This is a genomic window from Variovorax sp. OK212 (genome assembly GCF_900112425.1).
In the GTDB taxonomy this organism is placed as follows: Bacteria; Pseudomonadota; Gammaproteobacteria; order Burkholderiales; family Burkholderiaceae_C; genus Variovorax.
In genome coordinates, this window is record NZ_FOLP01000001.1 from 1,346,435 (window position 1) to 1,372,260 (window position 25,826).

Here is a 25,826-nt window from a genome sequence, read left to right on the forward strand (position 1 = left end):
TGTACTGACCCGTCTGGTACGGTACGGCCCCATGAAAAAGCCCCTGCGTTTCGCGGTTGCCGCGCTGCTCCCGCTGATGTTCCCTGCCTTGGCCATGGCCGCCGAGTTCGACGGTGCCGCCCTGTCGCCCTTGTGGGGTGTGCCGTTCGCCGGCATCCTGCTGTCGATCGCGCTGTTTCCGCTGCTGGCGCCGGGGTTCTGGCATCACCACTACGGCAAGATCGCGGCGGCCTGGGCGCTCGCGTTCCTGCTGCCCTTTGCCGCGACCTACGGCGCACCGCTGGCCGGCACGCAGCTCGTGCATGCGCTGGTGGAGGAATACATCCCCTTCATCATCCTGCTGACAGCGCTGTTCACCGTGGCGGGCGGCATCCACATCCGCGGCAACCTGCACGGGGCGCCGGGGCTCAACACCGGCCTGCTCGCCATCGGCGCGGTGCTGGCGAGCTTCATGGGGACCACGGGCGCCTCGATGCTGCTGATCCGGCCGCTCATTCGCGCCAACGACAACCGCGTGCACAGGGTCCACGTGGTGGTTTTCTTCATCTTCATCGTCTCGAACGCGGGCGGCTCGCTCACGCCGCTGGGCGATCCGCCGCTGTTCCTCGGTTTCCTGAAGGGCGTCGACTTCTTCTGGACCGCGAAGAACATCCTGCCCGACACGCTCTTCATCCTGGCCGTGCTGCTCGCGCTGTTCTACGCCATCGACCGCCACTACTACCGCAAAGAGGGCGTCTTGCCCGTCGACCCGACGCCCGACACCAAGCGCGTCGGTTTCGATGGCGGCGTCAACTTCTGGCTGCTGGGCGGGGTGATCTTCTTTGTGCTGCTCAGCGGGTTCTGGAAGTCGGCGGTCAGCTTCGATGTCTTCGGCACGCAGGTGGGCCTGCCCGGCCTGGTGCGCGACGTGGGCCTGATCGCCATCACGCTGCTCTCGCTGAAGATCACGCCGGCCAAGGTGCATGCCGACAACCAGTTCGAATGGGGCCCGATGGCCGAGGTGGCCAAGCTGTTCGCGGGCATCTTCCTGACGATCATCCCGGTGATCGCGATGCTCAAGGCGGGTGCGCAGGGCCCGTTCGGCGCCATCGTCTCGGCCGTGACGCGCGCCGACGGCCAGCCCGACCCGGCCATGTACTTCTGGGCGACCGGCGTGCTGAGCTCGTTCCTGGACAACGCGCCGACCTACCTGGTGTTCTTCAACACCGCGGGCGGCGACCCGGCGGCGCTGATGACCACCTATGCCTCCACGCTGGCCGCCATCTCGGCGGGCGCGGTGTTCATGGGCGCCAACACTTACATCGGCAACGCGCCCAACCTGATGGTCAAGGCCATTGCCGAGAGCCGCGGCGTGCGCATGCCGAGCTTCTTCGGCTACATGGCGTGGTCGGTGTCCATCCTGGTGCCGCTGTTCATCATTTCCACGTTCATCTTCTTCCGCTGACCTCCTTTCGACCTTTGCGACCTTTTCGACAAGAGACAACACCATGAGCAAGCCCAAGATCCTGGTCGCGCGCGCGATCTTTCCCGAGACCATCGAGCGCCTGTCGCAGCATTTCGAGGTCGAGTCGAACCAGTCCGACGAAGGCTGGAGCAAGGAACAGCTGATCGCGAAGCTGCAGGGCAAGCAGGGCGCCTTCACCACCGGCAGCGAGCGCATCGACGCCGCGGTGCTCGACGCCTGCCCCGATCTGAAGATGTGCGCCAACATGGCCGTGGGCTACAACAACTTCGACGTCGACGCGATGGCCGCGCACGGCGTGCTCGGCACCAACGCACCCGACGTGCTGACCGAGACCACTGCCGACTTCGGCTTCGCGCTGCTGATGGCCACGGCGCGCCGCATCACCGAGAGCGAACACTTCCTGCGCGCGGGCAAGTGGCAGAAGTGGAGCTACGACATGTTCGCCGGCTCCGACATCCACGGTTCCAAGCTCGGCATCATCGGCATGGGCCGCATCGGGCAGGGCATTGCCAGGCGCGGCGCGCACGGCTTCGGCATGAAGGTGGTCTATCACAACCGCTCGCGGCTCGACGCCGCGCTCGAGGCCGAATGCAAGGCCAGCTACGTAAGCAAGGAAGAGCTGCTCCAGACGGCCGACCACGTGGTGCTGGTGGTGCCGTACTCGGCGGCTTCGCACCACACCATCGGCGCGGCCGAGATCGCGCTGATGAAGCCGACCGCGACGCTCGTCAACATCGCGCGCGGCGGCATCGTCGACGACGCGGCGCTGGCCGTGGCCCTGCGCGAGAAGCGCATTGCCGCCGCCGGCCTGGACGTGTTCGAGGGCGAACCGAAGGTGCACCCCGACCTGCTGACCGTGCCCAACGTGGTTCTCACGCCGCACATCGCAAGCGCCACCGTGCCCACGCGCCGCGCCATGGCCGACCTGGCGGCCGACAACCTGATTGCGTACTTTGGCGGCAAGGGGCCCTTGACACCCGTCACGCCTGTTCCGCCGGCAAGCAAGTAGAAGCTGGAAAAAGCGCACGAGAAGAGCGCATAAAAAACAAAGCGAGCAGCGGCACCGCCCCACGACCTTGGATTCCTATTCAGACCTGATTCTTGTCGGACTGGCCGTGCTCGCGGTCATCCAGCTCGTGCTGGTGATCTGGCTGCTGGCACGCCGGCAGCCTCCCGCCGACCACGGCGACCTGCTGCGGGTGCTGGCCACGATGGGTGCCGCCAGCGAGCGCACCGAGCGCGAGCTGCGCCACGAGATCGCCGAGAGTTCGCGCGGTGCGCGGCAGGAAACCGCGCAGGCCTTCGCCACTTTCCAGCGCGCGCTGGTGCAGCAGGGCGCCGAGGCCACGCGCACGCAGAACGCGCAGCTCGACGCGTTCTCGCTGCAGCTCGCGTCGCTGCAGAAGACGCTGGCCGACACGCTCAACACGCAGCTGCAGGGCCTGAGCGATGCGAATGCGCGGCGCCTGTCGGAAGTGCGCGCGACCATGGAAACGCAGCTCGCGCAACTGCAGCAGACCAACGCGGCCAAGCTCGACGAGATGCGCAAGACGGTCGACGAGAAGCTGCAGAGCACGCTCGAAGCGCGCCTTGGCGAGAGTTTCAAGCAGGTGGCCGACCGGCTCGAGCAGGTGCACAAGGGCCTCGGCGAAATGCAGACGCTGGCGGTGGGCGTCGGCAGCCTGCAGCGCGTGCTGACCAACGTGAAGACGCGCGGCGTGTTCGGCGAGGTGCAGCTCGAGGCGCTGCTCGAACAGGTGCTCACGCCCGACCAGTATGCAAAGCAGGTAGAGACCAAGCCGCGCAGCGGGCAACGCGTGGACTTCGCCATCCGCTTTCCGGGCCGCGGCGACGACGGCGCGCCCGTGTGGCTGCCCATCGACGCCAAGTTTCCGCGCGACGACTACGAGCGGCTCATCGACGCGCACGAACGCGCCGACGCCGCCGGTGCCGAATTGGCGGCCAAGGCCCTCGAGGCGCGCATCCGCACCGAGGCCAAGTCGATTGCCGAGAGCTACCTGGCCGCACCGCACACCACCGACTTCGCCATCTTGTTCCTGCCGGTCGAAAGCCTCTATGCCGAGGTGCTGCGCCGCCCCGGCCTGATGGACGCCATCCAGCGCCAGCACCGCGTGACGCTGGCCGGCCCGACCACCTTGCTGGCCATGCTCAACAGCCTGCACATGGGCTTTCGCACGCTCGCGCTGGAGCGCCAGGCCTCCGAAGTGTGGAAGGTGCTGGGCGCGGTCAAGACCGAGTTCGAGCGCTACGGCGAATGGGTGTCGCGCATCAAGGAGCAGGTGGCCAAGGCCTCCGACACGCTCGACAAGGCCGACACGCGCGCCCGCCAGATGCGCCTGGCGCTGCGCAAGGTCGAGGCGCTGCCCGAGGCGCAATCGCAGGCACTGCTGCCACCCACGGCCGGCACCGATACAGAGGACGAAGAAACCCCGTGAAAGGCTCCGAACTGCTGCGTGTCATCGGGGCCCAGGTGTGCCTGCACGCGACCATGGCCGGCATGCGCCTCGCGACGCCGCTGCTGGCATTGCAGCAGGGCTACAGCGCGGCGGCGGTGGGCGTGCTGATCTCGCTGTACGCGCTGACCCAGGTGTTCCTGGCCCTGCCCGCGGGGCGCTTCACCGACCGGCACGGGTTCAAGCGGCCGCTGTGGCTGTCCGTGATCGCGGCGGTGACGGGCGCGGGGCTCGTGGCGGTCTTTCCGGTCTTTCCCGTGATGTGCCTTGCCGCGCTGCTGACCGGCGGCGCGACGGGGGTCACGGTCATCGCGTTCCAGCGGCACGTGGGCCGCTCGGCCACGAACCCGACGCAGCTCAAGCGCGTGTTCAGCTGGCTCGCCATTGCGCCGGCGTTGTCCAACTTCGTCGGCCCGTTCCTGGCCGGCATGCTGATCGACCATGCCGGTCGTTCGCCCGCGGACATGCTCGCGTTTCGCATCTGCTTCGTGGCCATGGCGGCGTTGCCCCTCATCTGCTGGCTGCTGACGCGCGGCGCGCACGAGCCGGCGCCCACGGCGCCCGTGGCGGGCGCCGTGCCCACGCGCGCCTGGGACCTGCTGCGCGAGCCGATGTTCCGGCGCCTGCTGTTCGTGAACTGGCTGCAGTCGTCGAGCTGGGACGTGCACGCCTTCGTGCTGCCGGTGCTGGGGCACGACCGCGGCATCAGCGCCTCGGTGATCGGCTCCATCCTCGGCGCCTTCGCCATTGCGGCGGCCGTCATTCGCGTGGTGTTGCCGGTGCTGGCCTCGCGCGCTTCGGAGCGCAGCGTGATCCTGATCTCCACGCTGGTCACGGCGATGGTGTTCTCGGTCTACCCGTTGCTCGACTCGGCCTGGACCATGGGCCTGTGCTCCGTGGTGCTGGGCTTCGCGCTGGGCGCGGTGCAGCCGATGGTGATGAGCATGCTGCACCAGATCACGCCGCACACGCGCCATGGCGAGGCGCTGGGCCTGCGGCTCATGACCATCAACGCGTCGAGCGTGGCGATGCCGATGCTGTTCGGTTCGCTGGGCGCGGTGATCGGCATCGGCGGCGTGTTCTGGGTGGTCGGCGGCGTGGTGGCGCTCGGCGCGCGCGCGACCTGGGGGTTGAAGGCCTGACGGGGCAGGGTGCGAAACCTGTTTTCAGATAAGAGCAATTCTCATTTGATTGACATTTAACTGACCCGCAGTCAGTATCGACGCCTTCTTCAACCGACCTTGAAGGCGTTCATGCGTTCCCCCATCCCCATCGCAATTCCAGCCGCGGTCGCGGCCGCGGCCGATCCGCGCCGCCGCCTCGCGCTCGTTGCCGCGGTCTACCTCGGCAGCTTCATCGCCACGCTCGACGTGAGCATCGTCAACGTCGCGCTGCCCACGCTGCAGCGCGCCCTCGCCACCGACCTCGCCGGCCTGCAGTGGGTGATCGACATCTACGCACTGTGCCTTTCGGCCTTCATGCTGTCGGCCGGCCCGCTGGGCGATCGCTACGGCCGCAAGCGCGCCTGGCTGGCGGGCGTGGCCGTGTTCACCGTCGGCTCGGCGTTGTGCGCGATGGCCGGCAGCCTGCCGACCTTGCTGGCAGGTCGGGCGGTGCAGGGCGTGGCGGGGGCGCTGCTGATTCCGGGTGCGCTGTCGCTGCTGGCGCATGCGTTCCCCGAGCCCGCGAGCCGGGCGCGGGTGATCGGCGGATGGTCGTCGTTCACGGCGCTGTCGCTGGTGCTCGGGCCGATGCTGGGCGGGCTGCTGGTGGACCACGCGGGGTGGCAGAGCATCTTCCTCATCAACATTCCGATCGGGCTGCTGACCGTGGGGCTCGGGCTCTGGGGCATCCGGGAAAGCGCGCACCCCGAGCATGCGGCGCTCGACCCGGCCGGGCAGGTGCTCAGCGTGCTGTGGCTGGGCGCGCTGACCTACGGGCTGATCGCGGCGGGCGAGCAGGGCTGGGGCTCCGTGCAGGCTTCGAGCGCGTTGATTGCGGGCGCTGTCGGCCTGGCGCTCTTCCTGGCAGTGGAGGCGCGTGTGGCGCGGCCGCTGCTGCCGCTCGGCTTGTTCCGCGACGCGCGCTTTTCGGTGACCAACTTCGCGTCGTTCGTGCTCGGCTTCTCGGCCTACGCGAGCCTGTTCTTCTTCTCGCTGTTCCTGCAGCAGGTGCAGGGCTGGTCGCCCAGCGACACCGGCTGGCGGCTGGCGCCGCAGTTCGTCGCCACCGGCATCGTGGCCTCGCAGTTCGGCCGCCTGGCCCGGCGCTGCGACGTGCACACGCTGATGGTGGCGGGCTACGCGCTCATCGGCGGGTCGATGCTGCTGCTGACGCTGTTCTCGGCCGACACGCCCTATGTGTGGCTGGCGCTGCTGTTCGTGTTCCTGGGTGCGGGCACCGGCCTTGCCGTGCCGGCCACCAGCACGGCCGTGATGGGGTCGGTGCCGGCGCAGCGCTCGGGCATGGCCTCGGCCACGATGAACGCGCTGCGCCAGGCCGGCATGCTGATCGGCATTGCGTTGTTGGGCACGTTGATGAGCACGCGCGCCACGTCGCTGCTGGCCGATGCGCTTGCCCAGGCCGGCCTGGGCGAGGCGCAGCAGGCCGCTGTCGCCGCCGTCGGCCGGCACGACCTGGGGGCGTTGGCCTCGCTCGATGCGGCCACGGCGCAGCAACTGCTGGCCACCGCGCTCGCGGGTGGCTTCCACGCCGCCATGGCCTGCGCCGGCATTGCCGGCCTGCTTGCCGCGGGCCTGCTCGTGAGCGTGCGGCCCCGCGCCGCTGCCGTGCCCGCCCGCGCCTGAGGCTTCGTTCTTTCCATGCCCGCCGCACATGTGCCGGTGCGCTTTCGTGCGCGCCCTTCATCGGTTTTTTTCAAGGAGCTTTCCATGATCCATCACGAACTCGGGCAGTGGCCGCTCGTCATCAGCGTCTCGTCGGGGCTTCAGACCCTCGAGGCGATGCAGGCCTTCACCGAGGACTGGAACCGCTGGCTCGACCGCGGCGAGCCCTTCGCCTCGCTGCGCGTGTTCGCCGATGCCGATGCGCTGGTCCATCCCGAGGGCAGCGCGCAAGGCGCCAGGCAGTGGCTGCAGGCGCGCGGCGCCGATATTCGCCGCCATATGATGGGCATGGCGAGCGTGGTGCCCGCCGAGCAGTACGAGAAAATCCGCAAGATGAATGTCGAGAAACTCTTCGGCGTGCCCGCCAGCACCTTTGCCGACGCCGACGATGCGCTGGTGTGGCTCGGCGAGCGCGTGATGGCGCCGCGCGGCCTGCCGTTCGACCTGGCGGCTGTGCGCGCGGCGATCCGTTCGGCACGCGCCACCTGCGCGGCCGCGGCCGCGGCCGCTTCCTGAGGCTGTCGATGGCGAAGAGCGGCGCGGTCACGATCCCCACGGTTCTCACGATTCCCACGATGGTCGATGGCGAGGCCGTTCCGCGCCGCCGCACCAAGGCCCCCGAGACACGCGCGCCCGCGCTGATGGACGCCGCCGAGCGGCTCTTCATCTCCAAGGGCATCGCCACCACCAGCATCGACGACATCGCGGCCGGTGCGCAGGTGGCCAAGGGCACCTTCTATCTCTACTTTCCTTCGAAGGAGGCGCTGCTCGGCGCGCTGCAGCAGCGCTTCGTAGACAACTTCTGCGGGCGCCTGCAGGAGGGAATGGACCGTCACCGCACCGACAACCATCGCGCCCGGCTCAAGGCCTGGGTCGAGACGGGGCTGCAGATCTACCTGGACAACGTCGCCTTGCACGACGTGGTCTTCCACGAGTACCGGCCCGAAGACCGCCGCATGCGCAACGACAACGCGGTGATCACGCAGCTCGCCGCGCTGCTGGAGCAGGGCGCCGCCGCCGGCACGTGGTCGGTGGACGACAGCACCATGACCGCCGTGATCCTCTTCAATGCGCTGCACGGCGTGGCCGACGACGCGGTGGCCATGGGGCAGACCGGCGACGCGGAACGCAAGCGCCGCGCGCGTTCGCTCACGAACTTCTTCGCGCAGGCGCTGCGCCCCGTCGATCGGGCCGGCGACGACAGCACGGGTTGATCCGCGATCCGGCCCGGGGGGGGGCGGGGGCTCAGCTCAGAGCTTGTAGAAGCGCTTGATCGCGCTCCAGGCGTCGTCGGGCGCGTCGACGTATTCGAAGAGCTTCAGGTCGCCGGGCGAGATCACGCCTTCGTCGACCAGGAAGTCGAAGTCGATCATCCGCTTCCAGTAGTCCGAGCCGAACAGCACGATCGGCACCGGCTTCGACTTCTTGGTCTGCACCAGCGTGATCACTTCGAACAGCTCGTCGAGCGTGCCGAAGCCGCCCGGGAATGCCACCAGCGCCTTCGCACGCATCATGAAATGCATCTTGCGGATGGCGAAGTAGTGGAACTTGAAGCTCAGCGCCGGCGTGACGTAGGGGTTGGCTTCTTCTTCCATCGGCAGCGCGATGGCCAGGCCGACCGAGAGGCCGCCGCCTTCATGCGCGCCGCGGTTGGCCGCCTGCATGATGCCGGGGCCGCCGCCGGTGCACACGAAGAGCTTGTCCTGCGGTTCCTTGTCGTTGCTGTACTGCGCGACCAGCTTGCCGAAGGCGCGCGCCTTCTCGTAGTAGTGCGAGTTGCGCGCCAGCCGGCGCCAACGCTCCGATGCGGCCGTGTCGCCGGCGGCGTCGGCCTGCGCGATCATGGCGGCGGAGTCTTCCTCGCTGCGAAAGCGCGCGCTGCCGAACACCACCACGGTGTTCTCGATGCCGTGGGCGCGCTGCTCGAGGTCGGGCTTCATCAACTCGAGCTGCATGCGGATGCCGCGGGTCTCGCGGCGCAGCAGGAACTCGGGGTCGGCGAAGGCGATGCGCGAGGGGTCGGGGTCGAGCGGCAGGCCCTTGTCCGCATGGGAGTGCAGCGTGGCCCAGGCATCGGCCAGGCGTTTGTCGTGAAGGTTGTGCGTGTTGTTCATGAGAAAACCAGACAGATAGACCCGAGTGATTGTGCAGCGTTGCAACTGGCGTGCCCAGCCAACGAAAAAGGCTCCTTGCGGAGCCTTTTTCGAGAGTGCTGGTCAGCCGGGTGTTCCCGGCCAGAGCCCGGGAAGGGGCTCAGACGCGCTTGCGGTATTCGCCGGTGCGCGTGTCGATTTCGATCTTGTCGCCTTGCGCGACGAACAGGGGCACGGGCACTTCGAAGCCGGTGGCGATCTTGGCGGGCTTCATGACCTTGCCCGAGGTGTCGCCCTTGACGGCCGGCTCGGTCCAGGTGATTTCGCGCTCGACGCTGGTCGGCAGTTCGACCGAGATGGCCTTGCCGTCGTAGAACACCACTTCGACAGCCATGCCGTCTTCGAGGTAGTTCAGGGCGTCGCCCATGTTTTCGGCTTCGACTTCGTACTGGTTGAACTCGGCGTCCATGCAGACGTACATCGGGTCGGCGAAGTAGGAGTAGGTGCACTCCTTCTTGTCGAGCACGATCTGGTCGATCTTGTCGTCGGCCTTGAAGACCACTTCGGTGTTGAAGTTGGCGATCAGGCTCTTCATCTTCATGCGCACGGTGGCGGAGTTGCGGCCGCCGCGGCTGTATTCGGTCTTCAGCACGACCATCGGGTCCTTGCCGTGCATGATGACGTTGCCGGCGCGGATTTCTTGAGCGATTTTCATAACAGGGTCTCTGGATGTTGGCCGCTCGGTGCACGGGGCCATCGGCGACTTTTTGACGTTTGCCGGTGTGTCTGGCCCCGCGGTACATGTCCCGCGGCAGGTTTAGCGGACAGCATCTCGGATCGTCGAGATCCGGGCTTGAAATCCGCAAAGCCCGCTATTTTAGCTTTTTTGGCCGATCATTTTCTGCAATTGGGTGACCAGGTCGTCTTGCGCCAGCAGTCGCGCCCGGGCGTCGCGGGCTGTTTCGAGCCAGGGGCCCTGTGTTTCCAGCGCGGGCAGCGCCCCATCGCCGAAGCCGTTCCACGCGTGGTGAAAAAGCCGCAGCGAGGGCGGGGCGCCCAGCCAGTCGAGCCAGGCGCCGAGCTTCTCGTGGTGCGCGTCGTCGTCCTGCGGGTAGATCTGCCAGACGAACGGGGCGCCGGCCCACAGGGCGCGCACCCACGAATCTTCGCCACGCACGAAGTTCAGGTCGCACGACCACAGCAGGTGGTCGAAGTCGGGTTGCGTCAGGTGCGGCAGGTATGAAATTGATAGCGCACCACGCACGACGGACGTGCGTGAGGGCTCCTTTTCATCCGAAAGAGCGGCGCGAACGGCCTGCGTGGCACGGCCCGCGGTCACCAGCAGCCGCGTGGGCCCGGGGCCTTGTCCCAGGCGCGCGAGCAGCGCGGCCAGCGCCGGCGGCTCGTAGCAGAAGAGCGAGACCAGGCGCTCGCCGCCTTGCCATTCGATCTGCTGCGCGGCCAGCCACGCCGCGCGGTCGAAGGCCTCGCGCCGCGCCATCAGGTCGGGTTCGCGCAGCAGGCCGCCGGTGGCCGGTGTGAAGCCCGGGTAGAAGAAGCGCTTGGTCAGCCCGGCGCCCGGCCCCTTGAACACCGGCGAGGGCAGCCCGTGCAGCCGCTCGACGTACGGTTCGGCCGACAGGTATTCGAGGTTGATCCAGGCCCGGCCCGGCGCTTGGGCAAAGCGCGCGATCAGTTCCGGCGCCGGCTCGCAGCCGAAGCCTTCGACGAGCACGTCGGGCGCCGGCGCAGCCACGGCCGCCCGCAGCGCAAGGGGGTCGAGCCAGTCGATCACTTCCACGCCGTGGTGGCCCGAAGGTGCCATCCAGCGCAACGCCGCCGCGTCGTCGATCCACAGCCGCACGCGTTCGCCGCGCAAGGCCAGCTGGCAGGCCAGCCGCCAGCAGACGCCGAGGTCGCCGTGGTTGTCGATGACCTTGCAGAAGATGTCCCAGCCCATGGATTGCATGGCCGGGAGTGTGCCCGTGTTCGCGCGCACCGCTTGCTATGCTGGCCGCACAACAACCACCGGAGAGAGACGACCATGAGGATGCAGACCTTCCATGTCGCGAAAGCAGCGAAAGCCGTGCTGGCCGTGTCGATGGCGCTGGGCGGCATGACCGCCGCGATCGCCCAGACACCGACGCAGACGCCGACGCAGACCCCGCCCGCGCTCACCCCGCAGCAGCAGCGCTTCCACGACATCTACAAGGAGCTGGTGGAGATCAACACCACCCATTCGGTGGGCGACAACACGGTGGCGGCGCGCGCCATGGAAAAGCGCCTGGTCGAATCGGGCTTCGCGCCCGGTGACATCCAGATCTTCGAACCCTTCCCCAAGAAGGGCAACCTGGTGCTGCGCTTCAAGGGCGACGGCAGCAAGAAGCCGCTGCTCCTGCTGGCCCACATCGACGTGGTCGAGGCCCGCCGCGAAGACTGGAAGACCGACCCGTTCAAGCTGCAGGAAACCGGCGGCTACTTCACCGCGCGCGGTTCCATCGACGACAAGGCGATGGCCTCGGCGCTGGTCTCGGTCCTGGGCCAGCTGAAGCAGGAAGGCTTCAAGCCGCGGCGCGACATCATCCTGGCGCTGACCGCCGACGAGGAACGCGGCGACGCGCTCAGCAACGGCGCCTTCTGGCTCATCAACAACAAGCCGGAGCTGATGCAGGCCGAGTTCGGCATCAACGAGGGCGGCGGCGGCGAACTGCGCGGCGGCAAGCCGAACCTGCACCGCATGCAGGTGGCCGAGAAGATGTACACCACCTACATGCTCGAGGTGCGCGACGTGGGCGGGCACAGCTCGGTGCCGACCAGGAGCAACCCGATCTATGCGCTGTCGGCGGGGCTCGAGCGGCTGGGCAACTTCGCCTTTCCGGTCAAGCTGGCGGACGTGACGAAGACCTACTTCGCGCGCAGCGCGCCGTTCGCCACCGGCCAGCTGGCCGACGACATGCGCGCGGTGGGCGCCGGCAACCCCGACCCGTCGGTGATCGAGCGCATGTCGGCCAACCCGGCCTACAGCGCCCAGTTCCGCACCACCTGCGTGGCAACGATGGTGCAGGCCGGCCACGCCGAGAACGCGCTGCCGCAGTCGGCCAAGGCCACGGTCAACTGCCGCATCCTGCCGCATGACGACCCCGAAGAGGTGGAGCGCCTGCTGACCCAGGCCCTCGGCAACGAGAAGATCGTGGTGCGCAACATGGGCAAGCCGCTGCGCAGCCCGGCGTCGCCACTGAACGGCGACCTGGTGAAGACGGTGGAATCGCTCACGCAGCAGATGTGGCCCGGCGTGCCCGTGGTGCCGGCCATGAGCACCGGCGCCACCGACAGCCGGTTCATGCGCAATGCGGGCATCCCGATGTACGGCGTGACCGGCATGTTCCTCGAGCCGTCGGACGCGCGCGCGCACGGGCTGGACGAGCGCATCGAGATCCAGCGCCTGTACGACGGCCGCGAGTTCCTGTACCGGCTGGTGTCGGAACTGGCGAAGTGAGCGGGGTTGCGCAATGAGCGGCACCCGCGAACACGCGCTCGAACACGGCTTTGTTCATGTCAACGGCATTCGCTTGCACGTCGTGCAGGCCGGCCCGGCCGACGGGCCGGTGGCCATGCTGCTGCACGGCTTTCCGGAGTTCTGGCGCGGTTGGGCCGGCCAGATCGACGCCCTGGCCAAGGCCGGCTACCGCGTCTGGGTGCCCGACCAGCGCGGCTACGGTGAAAGCGACAAGCCGCAGGGCGTGGAAGCCTACGGCCTGGAGACACTGGCCGACGATATCTGCGCGCTGATCCGCAGCACAGGTCGCGACAAAGTGACGCTGCTCGGCCACGACTGGGGCGGCGCGGTGAGCTGGCGCGTGGCGGCGCGCAACCCCGAGCTGGTGGAACGGCTGGTCATCGTCAATTCACCGCACCTGGCGGTGATGCTGCGGCACATGTCGGGCGGGCGGCAGCGCCTGCGCAGCTGGTACATGCATTTCTTCCGCATTCCGCGCCTGCCCGAGCGACTGCTGGGCCGGCGCGACTTTCGCGGCCTGGTGCGGGTGCTGCGCCAGGGCAGCCGCCCCGGCGCCTTCCCGGATGCGGACATTGCGCTGTACCGCGAGGCATGGGGCCGCCCGGGTGCGCTGACCGCCATGCTCAACTGGTACCGCGCGCTGATGCGCAGCCGTGCGCGCATTCACGCCGATGCGCGCATCCCCATGCCCACGCTGTTGCTGTGGGGTGTGCAGGACGAGGCGCTCGGCATCGAGATGGCCCAGCCCAGCATCGCCCTGTGCGACCAGGGCGAGCTGCAGCGCATCGAGGGCGCCGGGCATTGGGTGCTGCACGAGGAGGGCGTCGACGTGAGCCGGCGCATCCTCGCGTTCATGGGGCGCGCGCCAGGTGCCGTTGCCGACCCTGCCGCGCTCGCCGCCGCACGCCCCGCCGTGGCCCTCGGGGCGTGAAGGTGCCGCCCCGCACGATGCCTTCGCGCGGATGACGGTGCGGGTGCCGTTGGGTTAGTTAGGCCCCGGTCTTGACCTTGTGGCCGGGCGCGCTTGTCGTCCACGGCACATTTCGTTCCAGCCATGTCGGGGTTTGCGCGAGGGCCGCGGCCGGCCTGCGTGGCGCGCGCCACAATAGCCGCCATGTCAGACGTGCATTCCGATCAATTGCTCAGCGAAGTCGCGGCCCTGCCGCAGTTGCCGGGTGTCTACCGCTACTTCGACGCGGCCGGCGCGGTGCTCTATGTGGGCAAGGCGCGCAACCTCAAGAAGCGGGTGGCCAACTACTTCCAGAAGAGCCACGGCGGCACCCGCATCGGCCACATGATCTCGAAGATCGTGCGCATGGAGACCACGGTGGTGCGCTCCGAGGCCGAGGCGCTGCTGCTCGAGAACAACCTGATCAAGACGCTCAAGCCGCGCTACAACATCCTGTTTCGCGACGACAAGAGCTACCCCTACCTGAAGATCGCGTCGCACGCGTTTCCGCGGCTGGCCTACTACCGCGGCGCGACCGACAAGAAGCACCGCTACTTCGGACCGTACCCGAGCGCCTGGGCGGTGAAGGAATCGATCCAGCTGCTGCAGAAGGTGTTCCGCCTGCGCACCTGCGAGGACACCGTGTACGCCAACCGCACGCGGCCGTGCCTGCTGTACCAGATCAAGCGCTGCAGTGGGCCGTGCGTCGGCCACATCGCGCCTGATGCGTACGCGCAGGACGTGGCCAGCGCCGAGGCCTTCCTCATGGGCGACACGCAGCTCGTGCTTTCCAAGCTCGAACAGCGCATGACCACGCACGCGGAGAAACTCGAGTTCGAGCAGGCCGCCGAGCTGCGCAACCAGATGTCGGCCATCTCGCGCGTGCTGCACCAGCAGTCGATCGAGATCGCCTCCGACAAGGACGTGGACATCCTGGCCGTGAAGGTGCAGGGCGGCAAGGCCTGCGTGAACCTGGCCATGGTGCGCGGCGGCCGGCACCTGGGCGACCGCCCCTACTTTCCGGTGCACGTGGAAGACGCCGCGCAGATTCACCACGGCGAGCTCGATGCGGAAGAGGGCGCGGCGCCCGTGCTCGCCGACGCTATCGAGGTGCAGGTGCTCGAGGCCTTCATTGCCCAGCACTACATCGACGTGCCGGTCCCCGCCACGCTGGTGCTCAGCGAGCAGGTGAGCCGAGAGCTGATCGAGGCGATCTCGCTGCAGGCGGGCGCGCGCGTGACGGCGGTGTTCCAGCCGCGCGAGCAGCGCCGCCACTGGCTGGAGATGGCCGAGACCAACGCCAAGCTGCAACTGGCCCGGCTGCTGGCCGAAGAAGGCTCGCAGCAAGCGCGCACGCGCGCGCTGACCGACGCGCTGGAGCTGGCCTCGGACGACCTCGACGCATTCCGCGTGGAATGCTTCGACATCTCGCACACCGCGGGCGAGGCCACGCAGGCCTCGTGCGTGGTGTTCGAGCACCACACCATGCAGAACAAGGAATACCGCCGCTACAACATCGAGGGCATCACGCCCGGCGACGACTACGCGGCCATGCGCCAGGTGCTGCACCGGCGCTACGGCAAGCTGGCCGAGGCGATGGCCGCCGAGACCGAGGAGCTGCCCCCGGGCGACGCCGAGAGCGACGACAGCGAAGCCCCGGTCAAGATCCGGACGGCGCGCATGCCCGACCTGGTGCTGGTCGACGGCGGCAAGGGCCAGGTCTCGATGGCGCGCGAGGTGTTCAGCGAGCTGGGCCTGCCGCTGTCGCTGATCGTCGGGGTCGAGAAGGGCGAGGGCCGCAAGGTCGGGCTCGAGGAACTGGTGTTCGCCGACGGCCGCGAGAAGGTCTACCTGGGCAAGGACTCGGCCGCGCTGATGCTGGTGGCCCAGATCCGCGACGAGGCGCACCGCTTCGCCATCACCGGCATGCGGGCCAAGCGCGCCAAGGTGCGCGTGGGCGGCAGCCAGCTCGAGGACATTCCCGGCATCGGCCCGAAGCGGCGGGCGCGGCTGCTCCAGCGCTTCGGCGGCATCCGCGGCGTGGCGGCGGCGAGCGTGGAGGACATCGCCTCGGTCGAGGGCATCGCGTCCGAGCTGGCGGAAGAAATTTACAAGGCGCTGCACTGACGGCAAGAAGGCAAGACCTTCGCCGGAGGGTTAACGCCGCCATGACACAATCAAGCGATGTTCTGGACCCTACCGACCATCATGACCTGGACGCGCATCGTCGCGATCCCTTTGATTGTCGGCGTGTTCTACCTGCCGATCAGCGAGCCGATGCGCAACCTGATCGCCACGGTGATGTTCATCGTCTTCGCCGCCACCGACTGGCTCGACGGCTACCTGGCGCGCAAGCTCAACCAGACCTCGGCCTTCGGGGCCTTCCTGGATCCGGTGGCCGACAAGTTCCTGGTGTGCGCGTCGCTGCTGGTGCTGGTTCACCTGAACCGGGCCGACGTGTTCGTGGCGCTCATCATCATCGGCCGCGAGATCGCCATCTCGGCGCTGCGCGAATGGATGGCGCAGATCGGCGCCAGCAAGAGCGTGGCGGTGCACATGATCGGCAAGGTCAAGACGACCGTGCAGATGGTGGCCATTCCGTTCCTGCTCTATGACGGGCGCCTGTTCAAGGTGATCGACACCGGCCTGTGGGGCCAGTGGCTGATCTGGATCTCGGCCGTGCTCACCATCTGGTCGATGGTGTACTACCTGCAGAAGGCCATTCCGGAAATCCGGGCCCGTACCAAATGACCACGGCGGCCACGGCCCGCAACGCGGGCTGGCTGCGGGCGATGCCGGCGGTCTTCGTGCTGATCTGGAGCACGGGCTTCATCGTCGCGCGCTACGGCATGCCGTACGCGCCACCCCTCAAGTTCCTGGCCGTGCGCTACGCGTTGTCGCTGGCGTGCTTCGGCGTGTGGGTCGCGCTGGCGCGGGTCGCGTGGCCGAAGGGGCGCGCGCAATGGGGCCACCTCGCGGTCACGGGCGTGCTGATGCAGGCGGGCTACCTGGGCGGTGTCTGGGCCGCGGTGCATGCGGGCATGGGCGCGGGGCTGGTGGCCCTGCTGGTCGGCGTGCAGCCGGTGCTGACGGCGGTGTGGCTGTCGTTCAACGGCGGACGCATCACGGGCCGGCAGTGGGTCGGGCTGGTGCTGGGCTTCGCGGGGCTGGTGCTCGTGGTGGCGCGCAAGCTGGGGCAGGGCGCCGAGGTCAATGCGCTCACGATGGGGCTGGCGGTGATGGCGCTGCTGTCGATCACGGCGGGCACGCTGTACCAGAAGCGCTTCGTCGCGCCCTGCGACGTGCGCAGCGCCAGTGCGGTGCAGATGGCCGCGGCGCTGCTGGTCACGCTGCCGTTCGCGGCCATGGAATCGCAGGGCATCGAATGGAACGCGTATTCCGGCGGGGCCATGGCCTGGTCGGTGCTGGCGCTGTCCCTGGGCGGCAGCTCGCTGCTCTATATGTTGATACAGCGCGGCACGGCCACCGCGGTGACCAGCCTGCTGTACCTGGTGCCGCCGTGCACGGCGGTGATGGCCTGGCTGCTGTTCTCGGAGCCGATCACGCTGGTGACGGTGCTGGGCATCGCGCTGACCGCGGCCGGCGTGAGCCTGGTGGTGCGCGGCACGCGCTGAGCGGCGCGCGTTCTTCTCTTTTCCCCGCTTCCCCTTCAGCGCGCGCCGGCCTTGCCCGGCTTCCACGGTTCGCCGCGAAACTGTTCCGCCAGGTGGTCGACCAGCAGCCGCACGCGGCGTGGCGTCTTCGGCCGCCAGGGCGCGACCCAGTGGATGTCCGCCTCCGGCATGGCGTACTGCGGCAGCACGCGCACCAGTTCGCCGGTGGCCAGTTGCGGTGCGATGTCCCACAGGCTGCGCAGCATGACGCCGTGGCCGGCCAGGCACCAGTCGCGCACCATCTCGCCCGAGTTGCTGGCCAGCGGCCCCTGCACGCGCGCGCGCGCCGTGCCGCCGTCGCGCGCGTGGCGCAGCGTCCACAACGCGTGCTGGCGCTGGCTGGGGTCGCCGTTCTCGCGCGCGACCAGGCAGTCGTGCGAAGCCAGCGCCTCGACCGTGGCCGGCATGCCCCGGCGTTCCAGGTAGGCGGGTGACGCCGCCAGCACGCGCTGGTTGCGCGCGATGCGCCGCGAGACCCAGTCGGCCGCGTGGCGCTGCTGCACCGCCCACAGCCACACCGCGCCGTCGTAGCTTTCCGCGCCCAGGTCGGGCAGTTGCTCCGTCAGCATCAGCTCGATTCGCACGCCGGGGTGGCGCGCCTGGAAGCTGGCCAGCGACGGGCCGAGCCAGCGCCGGCCGAAGCCGAAGGTGGCGGCCAGGCGGATGGTGCCGGCCAGCTCGTTCTGGCGCTCCCCCAGTTCGCTTTCGAGCGCGGCGAAGCCGTCGAGCAAGCTGCGCGCGTGCACGCACATGGCCTCGCCCTCGGTGGTGACGCTCAGTCGCCGCGTGGTGCGGTCGAACAGGCGCTGGCCCAGCCGGGCCTCGAGCGCGCCCAGCCGCTTGGTGACGACCGAAGGCACCACGCCGAGCGTGTCGGCCGCGCCGACCAGGCTGCCCGCGTCGCGGATGGCGAGCACCAGGGCCAGGTCGCCGCGGTCCATCGAAGGAGGATTCATGCCGAAATGGAAAGTATGAATTGGCTGATTGTTGCTTGATGATCGCAGGGGCGCAACGCACAATCGCCGATGTGACGGCCTCCTTCCTTTCCCTTCCCACTTTCGACATCGAGCGCAACGGCGTGCGCATCCATGGCCGCATCGGCGGCAGCGGCGCGCCCCTGCTGCTGTTGCACGGTCATCCGCAGACGCACGCGATCTGGCACCGCGTGGCGCCCGCGCTGGCCGAGCGCTTCACCGTGGTGGCCGTCGACCTGCGCGGCTACGGCGATTCGGGCCGGCCCGCGCCCGATGCCGAGCACGCGGTCTACAGCAAGCGCGAGATGGCGCTCGATGCGCTCGCCGCCATGCGGCACCACGGTTTCGAGCGCTTCGGCGTGCTGGCGCACGACCGCGGCGCGCGCGTGGCGCACCGGCTCGCGGCCGACCATCCGGCGGCCGTCGAGCGCATGCTGCTGCTCGACATCGCGCCCACGCTCGCGATGTACGAGAACACGTCGGAGGCCTTCGCCAAGGCGTACTGGCACTGGTTCTTCCTGATCCAACCGCCGCCGCTGCCCGAGGCGCTGATCGCCTCCGACCCCGTGCGCTACATCCGCAGCGTGATGGGCGGGCGGCACGCGGGGCTGGCGCCGTTCGCGCCCGAGGTGCTGGCCGAGTACGAGCGCTGCGCCGCCATCGCGGGCACCGCCGAATCCATCTGCGAGGACTACCGCGCCTCCGCCACCATCGACCTCGTGCACGACCGCGCCGACATCGCGGCCGGCCTGCAGCTGGCGCAGCCGCTGCGCGTGCTGTGGGGCGAGCACGGCGCCGTGGGCAAGGCCTTCGACGTGCTGGCGCTGTGGCGCGAGCGCGCCGCCGATGTCTCGGGCCGCGCGCTGCCGTGCGGCCACTACGTTCCCGAAGAAGCGCCCGGCGAATTGCTCGCCGAGGCGTTGAGCTTCTTTTCATCTACCCGACAAGCAGGAGCCAAACCATGAGCACCCAGAGAATCGCAGTCATCGCTGGTGACGGCATCGGCAAGGAAACCACGCCCGAGGGCCTGCGCGTGCTCGAGGCCGCGGCCACCAGGTTCGGCATCGACCTGAAGTTCGACCACTTCGACTTCTCGAGCTGGGACTACTGCGAGAAGCACGGCAAGATGCTGCCCGACGACTGGAAGGACCAGATCGGCGGCCATGACGCCATCTTCTTCGGCGCGGTCGGCTGGCCCGAGAAGATCGCCGACCACGTGTCGCTGTGGGGCTCGCTGCTGATGTTCCGCCGCGAGTTCGACCAGTACATCAACCTGCGTCCCGCGCGCCTGATGCCCGGCATCATCGCGCCCGTGGTGCGCCGCGACGGCACGCCGCGCGAGCCCGGCGAGATCGACATGTACATCGTGCGCGAGAACACCGAGGGCGAGTACTCGAGCATCGGCGGGCGCATGTACCAGGGCACGCCGCGCGAGATCGTGGTGCAGGAAACCGTGATGTCGCGCGTGGGCGTCGACCGCGTACTGAAGTTCGCCTTCGAGCTTGCGCAGTCGCGCCCGAAGAAGCACCTCACCAGCGCCACCAAGTCGAACGGCATCTCGATCACCATGCCGTACTGGGACGAGCGCGTGGCCGAGATGGGCAAGAACTACCCGGGCGTCACGCTCGACAAGTTCCACATCGACATCCTCACCGCGCACTTCGTGCAGCGTCCCGACTTCTTCGACGTGGTGGTGGCGAGCAACCTGTTCGGCGACATCCTGTCCGACCTGGGACCGGCGTGCACCGGCACCATCGGCATTGCGCCCAGCGCCAACCTCAACCCCGAGCGCACCACGCCGTCCCTGTTCGAGCCGGTGCACGGCTCGGCGCCAGACATCGCGGGCAAGGGCATCGCCAACCCGATCGGGCAGATCTGGTGCGGCGCGATGATGCTGGAATTCCTGGGCCACAAGCAGGCGCACGACGCCATCCTCTCGACCATCGAGAAGGTGCTGGCGCCCCAGAGCGGAGCGCCGCGCACCCCCGATATCGGTGGAAATGCGAGCACCAGCGACCTCGGAAAAGCGATCGCCGAAGCCCTTTGAACAGCTTTGCGCCGCCTTCAAAAAAGACTTCACGAAACGCCCCTAAAATCGCGCGCTCCGCTGATCTGCAAGGCCTCGTGTCTTATTGACACCCTGCAGACCAGTGGTTGTAATCCTCGCTGGCAGTGCGCTGCCGAGGCGTCAGTCCTGCCAGGTTCTTGAGTCCGCACACTTCGCGGCCAGGTCGCAGCTGACGGAAGCCGACCAACATTTTTCTGCAAGGGGCCCTTGTGAACAAGACCGAACTGATTGAGCACATCGCAAAGAACGCCGATATTTCCAAAGCTGCAGCAACCCGTGCGCTCGAGTCCACCATTGGCGCTATTCGTACCACGCTCAAGAAGGGCGGCTCCGTTTCGCTCGTCGGTTTCGGCACTTTCGCAGTAGGCAAGCGCGCGGCCCGCACCGGCCGAAATCCCCGTACCGGCGACGCGATTAAAATCAAGGCCGCCAAGATTCCGAAGTTCCGTCCGGGCAAGGCGCTGAAAGACGCGCTCAACTAAGACGTTAGACTCGGAGAGTATTTCCGGTGGGGTGCTTAGCTCAGTTGGTAGAGCGGCGCCTTTACACGGCGTAGGTCGGGGGTTCGAGCCCCTCAGCACCCACCACCACCCGATGCAAAGGCGAACCACAAGTTCGCCTTTTTTATTGCCGTCCGACATCCGTCGAAAAAGAGTGTTCAAGCATGTTTGATTTCTTCCGCAAGTACAACAAGATCGTCATGATTTTCTTGTTCTTGCTGATCATTCCCTCGTTCGTGCTCTTCGGTGTCGAGCGCTACCAGGGCTCCGGCGGCGACGAGAAGGTTGCCCGCATCCAGGGCCACGACATCACGCGTCCCGAGTGGGACCAGCAGCACCGCGTGGAGACGGACCGCATCCGCCAGCAGTCGCCCAACGTCGATCCGACGGTGCTCGACTCCGACGCGCTGCGCTATGCCACGCTGGAGCGCATGGTGCGCGACCGCGTGCTGGCCGCCGCCGCCGCGAAGACGAACATGACGGTTTCCGAAGACCGCCTGGCGCGCATGTTCGCGCAGGACCCGGGCCTGGCCGCGTTCCGCACGCCCGACGGCAAGTTCGACCGCGACGCCTTCATGCGCGTGACCGGCCGCACGCCCGAGCAGTACGAGGCTTCGGTGCGTTCCGACATGACAACGCAGCAGGTGCTGCTGGGCGTCTCGGGCACGGCCTTCACGCCGCCCGCGCTGGCCTCGACCACCATCAACGCCTTCTACGACAGCCGCGAGATCCAGGTTGCCCGCTTCGCCCCCGACAGCTTCGCGTCGAAGGTCGCGGTGAGCGACGCCGACATCGAGTCCTACTACAAGGACCACATGGCGCAGTTCCAGGCGCCCGAGCGCGCGGACATCGAGTACCTGGTGCTCGACATCGAGGCCGCCAAGAAGAACATCGTGCTGAGCGACGCCGACCTGCAGACCTACTACAAGGACAACACCGCGCGCTTCGGCACGAAGGAAGAGCGCCGTGCGAGCCACATCCTGATCAATGCGCCGGCCAGCATGCCCGCCGCCGACCGCGAAAAGGCGAAGGCCAAGGCCGAACAGCTGCTGGCTGAAGTGAAGAAGGCGCCCAACACCTTCGCCGACGTGGCCCGCAAGAATTCCGATGATGATTTGACTGCCAAGAACGGTGGTCAATTCGATATGGGGCCGAAGGGAAGTCTTGTTGCCAAACCACTGGACGACGCCGTGTTCGCGCTCAAGAAGGGTGAAATCAGCAGCCTGATCGAAACCGAATTCGGCTTTCACATTGTTCAGCTCAATGACATCAAGCCTGCCCAGGTGACCCCCTTCGAGCAGGTGCGTGCCACCATCGAGAACGAAGCGCGCGCGCAGCAGGCCACGCAGGAATTCGCGAAGGCGGCAGAGGTCTTCACCGATGCGGTCTACCAGTCGCCCGACAGCCTCAAGCCCGCCGCCGAGAAGCTGAAGCTCACGATCCAGACGGCCAAGAACGTTGCGCGCACCGCCGCGTCGGGTGCCGCCGGCGCGCTGGCCAGCCGCAACTTCCTGAGCGCGCTGTTCGCGCCCGACTCGCTCGAGCGCAAGCAGAACACCGAGGCGATCGAAGTCGGCTCGAGCCAGCTGGCAGCAGGCCGCGTCACGCAGTACACGCCGGCGCATGCCGTGCCGCTGGCGGACGTGAAGGACAAGATCCGCGCCCAGCTCGTCACCGAGCGTGCCGCGGTGCTCGCGAAGACCGAAGGCGAAGCCAAGCTCGCCGCATGGACCGCGAAGGCAGATGGTGCAACGTTCGGCGCACCCGTGACGGTGTCGCGCCGCGAGGCCCAATCGCAGCCGCTGCCGGTCATCGACGCCGCGCTGCGTGCCGACGCCTCCAAGCTGCCGGCGCTCGTGGGCGTGGACCTGGGTGCGCAAGGCTATGTCGTGGTGCGCGTGACCAAGGTCGTGCCGCGCACGCCGCCGGCACCCGAACTCGCGAAGCAGGAACAGGCGCAGGTCGGCCAGTCGATCGCCGCCGCCGAAGATGCCGCCTACTACAACCTGCTGAAGGAACGCTTCAAGGCCGAGATCCTCGTGCCGAAGCCGGCGGACACGCTGCCCGTCGCGGGCCGCTGAGATACACGGCTGGCGTCGAGACGCCAAGCCCACCAAGCCCGAGCCATGGCTCGGGCTTTTTTCATGGCGAGCGCCGATCCGATGCATTTGCTGGTCGTCGCACGAGGGACAAGCGGCGCCTGCGCTTCTTGCCAGAATCCCCGGCATGGGAACCCTCTACCTCGTGCGCCACGGACAGGCCAGCTTCGGCGCTGCCGACTATGACAACCTGAGCGAGCTCGGGCATCGGCAGTCGGTGCGGCTCGGCGAGTACTGGCGCGAGCGCGGCATGACGTTCGACGCGGTCATCACCGGCACGCTGAAGCGCCATCGCCAGACCTGGGAGGGCATTGCCAAGGGGTTGGGCCTGACGCGCGACGACGTGCTGCCGTGGCCCGGACTGAACGAGTACGACAGCGAGGCGCTCATCGCGACCATCCACGACGGCAAGCTCGAGAAGCCGGACTCGCCCGAGATGTACCGCCATCACTTCCGCTTGCTGCGTGAAGGCCTGGGCGCATGGATGCAGGCCAAGACGGCACCGGTCGGCATGCCGAGCTATGTCGACTTCCTGGGCGGCGTGACGACCGCGCTCGACCATGTGCGCGAGAGGCACCACGGTGCGAAAGTGCTGGTGGTGTCGAGCGGCGGGCCGATCAGCACCGCGGTCGGCCATGTGCTGGGCACGAGCGCGGAGACCACGATCGAGTTGAACCTGCGCATCCGCAATACCTCGGTGACGGAATTCGCGTTCACGCCCAAGCGGCACATGCTGGTGACCTACAACACGCTGCCTCACCTGGACGGGCCGGCGTACGAGGGGTGGGTGACTTACGCCTGAGGTGTACGTCGTGAGGCTGCTTGTGCTTCAGGTTGTGCTTCAGGCCTGCCAGACGCCGTAGCCGGCCTTGCGCAGCGCGATGCCGAGGTCGACCTCCATCAGCCGCGCGTCTTCGTAGGTCAGGGGGTTGTAGCGTTCGTAGAGCGCGGGCAGCAGGTGCAGGCCGAATTCCTGAACGAAGCTGTTGGCCTGGATGCCGGCCTTGTGCTTGTCGAAGCGGATGTCGGGGTCCAGCCCTGTCATGCCGACGTAGACGAAGGGCTTGCCGAGTTGGTAGTCGGGGTTGGCGCGCCTGAAGCGGCCGTTGTTCCAGACGCGGTCGTCGAGCTCGACCACATAGACGTGATGCCTGGCGCGCGGCTTGCGGGGCGTGGCTTTCGGGGTGGCCGCCCGCGCGACGCGGGGCGGCCGCGGAGGCATCAGCTCTTGCGCTTGATGAGGCCGTAGAGGATCAGCAGCACGATCGCGCCCAGCACGGAAGCGATGAAGCCTGCACCCTGGCCGGCGGTGTACCAGCCGAGCGATTGGCCCACGTAGGTGACGATCAGCGAGCCCGCGATGCCGATGATGGTGGTGACGATGAAGCCCGCGGAATCGTCGCCCGGCTTGACGGCGCGTGCCACAAGACCCACGACGAACCCGATCAGAATAGTCCAGACGATGCTCATGAAGAAATTCCTTTGGTGGTGAAGGGGAGTGGCCAATGCCGAGCCCGCCTGCGCGAGCCGCATTCATGATAGCGGAGCGATTTGCGCGCGAGTGTCGCCAACGCAGATGAAACGCAGACGCGAGAATTTTTACCCGGTGCCGTGACGCCGGGCCTGCGCGGCGTCCTACAGATGCGCGGCAAACGCCGCGGTACACCCTGTGCATGCTGGAAAAATTGCCCGATGTCATTGGCCACGCGCTGCAGGGCGTGCGCGCTGGTCTGGACCAGATCGTCTTCAACACCCTTGGCTTGCGCGAAGGCATGGCGTCGATCGAAGTCACAAGCCTGGCCTTCACGGACCATGCGCCGCTGCCGCCACGCTACACCGCTGACGGCGAGGGCGTTTCGCCGCCCCTGCAGTGGAAAGGCGTTCCGGCCGGCGCAGCCTCGCTGTTGCTGATCGTCGAGGATGCCGATTCGCCGACCCCCAATCCGCTGGTGCATGCCATCGTGGTAAGCCTGCCGCTGGACATCGGTTCGCTGGCCGAGGCTGCGATGCCGAGCGAAGACAACGAAGGCGCGGGCCTGCATGTCGGGCGCAACTCGGCCTTGCAGTCGGCTTGGCTGCCGCCCGATCCGCCACCAGGACACGGAACGCACCGCTATGCGTTCCAGCTGTTCGCGCTGAGACAGGCGCCGGAATTCTCCGATGCGCCGGGCCGTGACGAGGTCGTCGAGGCCCTGCGCGAACATGCAATGGCAAGCGGCCTGCTCATCGGCACGCACGAGCGGCCCGATGGCTCGATCAGGATCGAGGAGGGTGCGACGCCGAACGGCCCGCTCGCCGCAGGCTGATGGCGGGCCAAGGTTGGGTCGGAGGGGACCGGCGACAGGCCGCCAGCGATCAAATCGCGTCTTTTTGATCGAGACCCTTCAAAAGCGCGATTTTTAACGCTAGAATCGAAGGCTCTGCGGTGGCTGTAGCTCAGCTGGTAGAGTCCCAGATTGTGATTCTGGTCGTCGTGGGTTCGAGTCCCATCAGCCACCCCAAAAAATATCTCCTTTGCGCTATTGCTCAATAGCAATCAAAGGATTACACCGCCGGGCTTGCCCCGGCGTTGTCATTTCCGAGCCGCAACTTCTTCTGGTTGCGCGCTGCGCTCTTTTACCGATTCCCCTCCGCATATAAGCCGTCCACGCCGACGTGCCTTGTGTTGCGAGTTGTTGCATCAAGGCAATCGGAAAAGCGGTTTTTCGCTTCAAGAGGCTCTTGTGGCAAAAGAAAACTGAATTAAAATCCGCTCGTTTTCAATTTCTGGAGTCCAACAAATGGCTTCGACCCTCGCCGATATCAATTCTCAGATCAAGAAGCACGACGAGCAGATTGCGCAATTGCGCAGGCAGGCCGAAGAGCTGCGCAACCAGGAACGCTCCGGCGTGATCGAAGAGGTTCGCAAGAAGATTTCCGAATACGGATTGACGGCTTCCGATCTGAAACTGACGGGGCGCGTGGGTGCGGTCAAGCGCGCCGCAGGTGCTGCGCCGGCCAAGGCAGCAGCCAAATACCGCGGTCCGACGGGCGAAACCTGGTCCGGTGGCCGTGGCCGCAAGCCGCGCTGGGTGACCGAGGCATTGGCCGCAGGCAAGTCGCTCTCGGATTACGAGATCAAGTAAGTGCCTCCCGCCTTTCTGGGCAAGTGCCCAATAAAAAAGCCC

At 67.5% G+C, this 25,826-nt stretch carries 25 protein-coding genes and 2 tRNA genes; 21 read left to right on the forward strand and 6 right to left on the reverse strand.

The window, feature by feature from the left end; all coding sequences use genetic code 11:
• Positions 1-31: 31 nt before the first annotated feature.
• The 7 genes from BM004_RS06195 (at position 32) to BM004_RS06225 (ending at position 7,999) form a co-directional block, all read left to right on the forward strand.
• A complete protein-coding gene (locus BM004_RS06195) occupies positions 32-1,444 on the forward strand; it encodes a sodium:proton antiporter (RefSeq protein ID WP_093211846.1) in 1,413 nt (470 codons plus the stop codon).
• Between the two features lie 43 nt (positions 1,445-1,487).
• A complete protein-coding gene (locus BM004_RS06200; protein WP_093211848.1) occupies positions 1,488-2,474 on the forward strand; it encodes a 2-hydroxyacid dehydrogenase in 987 nt (328 codons plus the stop codon).
• Between the two features lie 67 nt (positions 2,475-2,541).
• The gene (locus BM004_RS06205) at positions 2,542-3,921 is read left to right on the forward strand and encodes a DNA recombination protein RmuC (protein ID WP_093124917.1); all 1,380 of its coding nucleotides are present in this window, start codon (positions 2,542-2,544) and stop codon (positions 3,919-3,921) included.
• Positions 3,918-5,081, forward strand: coding sequence for an MFS transporter (locus BM004_RS06210; RefSeq protein WP_093124920.1), 1,164 nt, complete (start codon positions 3,918-3,920; stop codon positions 5,079-5,081). Before BM004_RS06205 ends, BM004_RS06210 begins: the two co-directional genes overlap by 4 nt.
• 111 nt (positions 5,082-5,192) lie before the next feature.
• Positions 5,193-6,746, forward strand: coding sequence for a DHA2 family efflux MFS transporter permease subunit (locus BM004_RS06215; protein ID WP_093212051.1), 1,554 nt, complete (start codon positions 5,193-5,195; stop codon positions 6,744-6,746).
• An 84-nt stretch (positions 6,747-6,830) separates the two neighbouring features.
• Positions 6,831-7,301: a hypothetical protein gene (locus tag BM004_RS06220; protein WP_093211850.1), complete on the forward strand. Its 471-nt coding sequence runs from the start codon at positions 6,831-6,833 to the stop codon at positions 7,299-7,301.
• An 8-nt stretch (positions 7,302-7,309) separates the two neighbouring features.
• Positions 7,310-7,999: a TetR/AcrR family transcriptional regulator gene (locus BM004_RS06225; protein ID WP_256219799.1), complete on the forward strand. Its 690-nt coding sequence runs from the start codon at positions 7,310-7,312 to the stop codon at positions 7,997-7,999.
• 36 nt (positions 8,000-8,035) lie between these two features.
• Here BM004_RS06225 and BM004_RS06230 read toward each other — a convergent pair whose 3' ends face one another.
• The 3 genes from BM004_RS06230 to earP all read right to left on the reverse strand — a co-directional run bounded on the left by BM004_RS06230 (position 8,036) and on the right by earP (position 10,847).
• Positions 8,036-8,899, reverse strand: a complete 864-nt coding sequence (locus BM004_RS06230) for an LOG family protein (RefSeq protein ID WP_093124927.1) — start codon at positions 8,897-8,899, stop codon at positions 8,036-8,038.
• 139 nt (positions 8,900-9,038) lie between these two features.
• Complete coding sequence (gene efp / locus BM004_RS06235) at positions 9,039-9,593, reverse strand: elongation factor P (protein WP_093124930.1); 555 nt, start codon at positions 9,591-9,593, stop codon at positions 9,039-9,041.
• Positions 9,594-9,755: 162 nt separating this feature from the next.
• Positions 9,756-10,847: an elongation factor P maturation arginine rhamnosyltransferase EarP gene (gene earP / locus BM004_RS06240; RefSeq protein WP_093211852.1), complete on the reverse strand. Its 1,092-nt coding sequence runs from the start codon at positions 10,845-10,847 to the stop codon at positions 9,756-9,758.
• A 75-nt stretch (positions 10,848-10,922) separates the two neighbouring features.
• Here earP and BM004_RS06245 point away from each other — a divergent pair, with 75 nt between their 5' ends.
• From BM004_RS06245 to BM004_RS06265, 5 genes are all read left to right on the forward strand, one after another.
• On the forward strand, positions 10,923-12,374 hold the full coding sequence (locus tag BM004_RS06245; RefSeq protein ID WP_177206365.1) for a M20/M25/M40 family metallo-hydrolase: 1,452 nt from the start codon (positions 10,923-10,925) through the stop codon (positions 12,372-12,374).
• A gap of 13 nt (positions 12,375-12,387) precedes the next feature.
• The gene (locus BM004_RS06250; RefSeq protein WP_093211854.1) at positions 12,388-13,326 is read left to right on the forward strand and encodes an alpha/beta fold hydrolase; all 939 of its coding nucleotides are present in this window, start codon (positions 12,388-12,390) and stop codon (positions 13,324-13,326) included.
• Positions 13,327-13,509: 183 nt separating this feature from the next.
• On the forward strand, positions 13,510-15,471 hold the full coding sequence (gene uvrC, locus BM004_RS06255; RefSeq protein ID WP_093211856.1) for an excinuclease ABC subunit UvrC: 1,962 nt from the start codon (positions 13,510-13,512) through the stop codon (positions 15,469-15,471).
• 57 nt (positions 15,472-15,528) lie between these two features.
• Positions 15,529-16,095 carry a CDP-diacylglycerol--glycerol-3-phosphate 3-phosphatidyltransferase gene (gene pgsA, locus BM004_RS06260; RefSeq protein WP_093124940.1) on the forward strand — a complete coding sequence of 189 codons (567 nt, stop codon included), beginning with the start codon at positions 15,529-15,531 and terminating at the stop codon, positions 16,093-16,095.
• Complete coding sequence (locus tag BM004_RS06265) at positions 16,092-16,979, forward strand: DMT family transporter (RefSeq protein ID WP_093211858.1); 888 nt, start codon at positions 16,092-16,094, stop codon at positions 16,977-16,979. The genes pgsA and BM004_RS06265 overlap by 4 nt, the downstream gene beginning before the upstream one ends.
• Positions 16,980-17,014: 35 nt before the next feature.
• Here BM004_RS06265 and BM004_RS06270 read toward each other — a convergent pair whose 3' ends face one another.
• Positions 17,015-17,974, reverse strand: a complete 960-nt coding sequence (locus tag BM004_RS06270; protein WP_093211860.1) for a LysR family transcriptional regulator — start codon at positions 17,972-17,974, stop codon at positions 17,015-17,017.
• 38 nt (positions 17,975-18,012) lie between these two features.
• Between BM004_RS06270 and BM004_RS06275 the strand changes: the two genes are divergently transcribed.
• The 6 genes from BM004_RS06275 (at position 18,013) to BM004_RS06300 (ending at position 23,461) form a co-directional block, all read left to right on the forward strand.
• Positions 18,013-18,957: an alpha/beta fold hydrolase gene (locus BM004_RS06275; RefSeq protein WP_371268846.1), complete on the forward strand. Its 945-nt coding sequence runs from the start codon at positions 18,013-18,015 to the stop codon at positions 18,955-18,957.
• Positions 18,954-20,039: a tartrate dehydrogenase gene (locus BM004_RS06280; RefSeq protein ID WP_093211864.1), complete on the forward strand. Its 1,086-nt coding sequence runs from the start codon at positions 18,954-18,956 to the stop codon at positions 20,037-20,039. The genes BM004_RS06275 and BM004_RS06280 overlap by 4 nt, the downstream gene beginning before the upstream one ends.
• A gap of 230 nt (positions 20,040-20,269) precedes the next feature.
• Positions 20,270-20,542: an HU family DNA-binding protein gene (locus BM004_RS06285; RefSeq protein WP_007830705.1), complete on the forward strand. Its 273-nt coding sequence runs from the start codon at positions 20,270-20,272 to the stop codon at positions 20,540-20,542.
• A 29-nt stretch (positions 20,543-20,571) separates the two neighbouring features.
• Positions 20,572-20,647 (forward strand) — tRNA-Val (locus tag BM004_RS06290).
• Positions 20,648-20,724: 77 nt separating this feature from the next.
• Positions 20,725-22,641, forward strand: coding sequence for a SurA N-terminal domain-containing protein (locus BM004_RS06295; protein WP_093211866.1), 1,917 nt, complete (start codon positions 20,725-20,727; stop codon positions 22,639-22,641).
• Between the two features lie 145 nt (positions 22,642-22,786).
• Positions 22,787-23,461 carry a histidine phosphatase family protein gene (locus tag BM004_RS06300; protein ID WP_093211868.1) on the forward strand — a complete coding sequence of 225 codons (675 nt, stop codon included), beginning with the start codon at positions 22,787-22,789 and terminating at the stop codon, positions 23,459-23,461.
• Positions 23,462-23,500: 39 nt separating this feature from the next.
• Here the strand turns inward: BM004_RS06300 and BM004_RS06305 are convergent, their stop codons facing one another.
• Both BM004_RS06305 and BM004_RS06310 read right to left on the reverse strand, forming a co-directional pair.
• The gene (locus tag BM004_RS06305) at positions 23,501-23,881 is read right to left on the reverse strand and encodes a hypothetical protein (RefSeq protein ID WP_093211870.1); all 381 of its coding nucleotides are present in this window, start codon (positions 23,879-23,881) and stop codon (positions 23,501-23,503) included.
• A complete protein-coding gene (locus BM004_RS06310) occupies positions 23,881-24,129 on the reverse strand; it encodes a GlsB/YeaQ/YmgE family stress response membrane protein (protein ID WP_093211872.1) in 249 nt (82 codons plus the stop codon). Before BM004_RS06310 ends, BM004_RS06305 begins: the two co-directional genes overlap by 1 nt.
• A gap of 203 nt (positions 24,130-24,332) precedes the next feature.
• On the opposite strand from BM004_RS06310, the gene BM004_RS06315 reads away from it, so the two are divergent.
• The 3 genes from BM004_RS06315 to BM004_RS06325 all read left to right on the forward strand — a co-directional run bounded on the left by BM004_RS06315 (position 24,333) and on the right by BM004_RS06325 (position 25,784).
• A complete protein-coding gene (locus BM004_RS06315; RefSeq protein ID WP_093124959.1) occupies positions 24,333-24,965 on the forward strand; it encodes a YbhB/YbcL family Raf kinase inhibitor-like protein in 633 nt (210 codons plus the stop codon).
• A gap of 119 nt (positions 24,966-25,084) precedes the next feature.
• A tRNA-His gene (locus BM004_RS06320) sits at positions 25,085-25,160 on the forward strand.
• A 279-nt stretch (positions 25,161-25,439) separates the two neighbouring features.
• The gene (locus BM004_RS06325) at positions 25,440-25,784 is read left to right on the forward strand and encodes an H-NS histone family protein (protein ID WP_093124961.1); all 345 of its coding nucleotides are present in this window, start codon (positions 25,440-25,442) and stop codon (positions 25,782-25,784) included.
• The last annotated feature ends 42 nt before the right edge of the window (positions 25,785-25,826 follow it).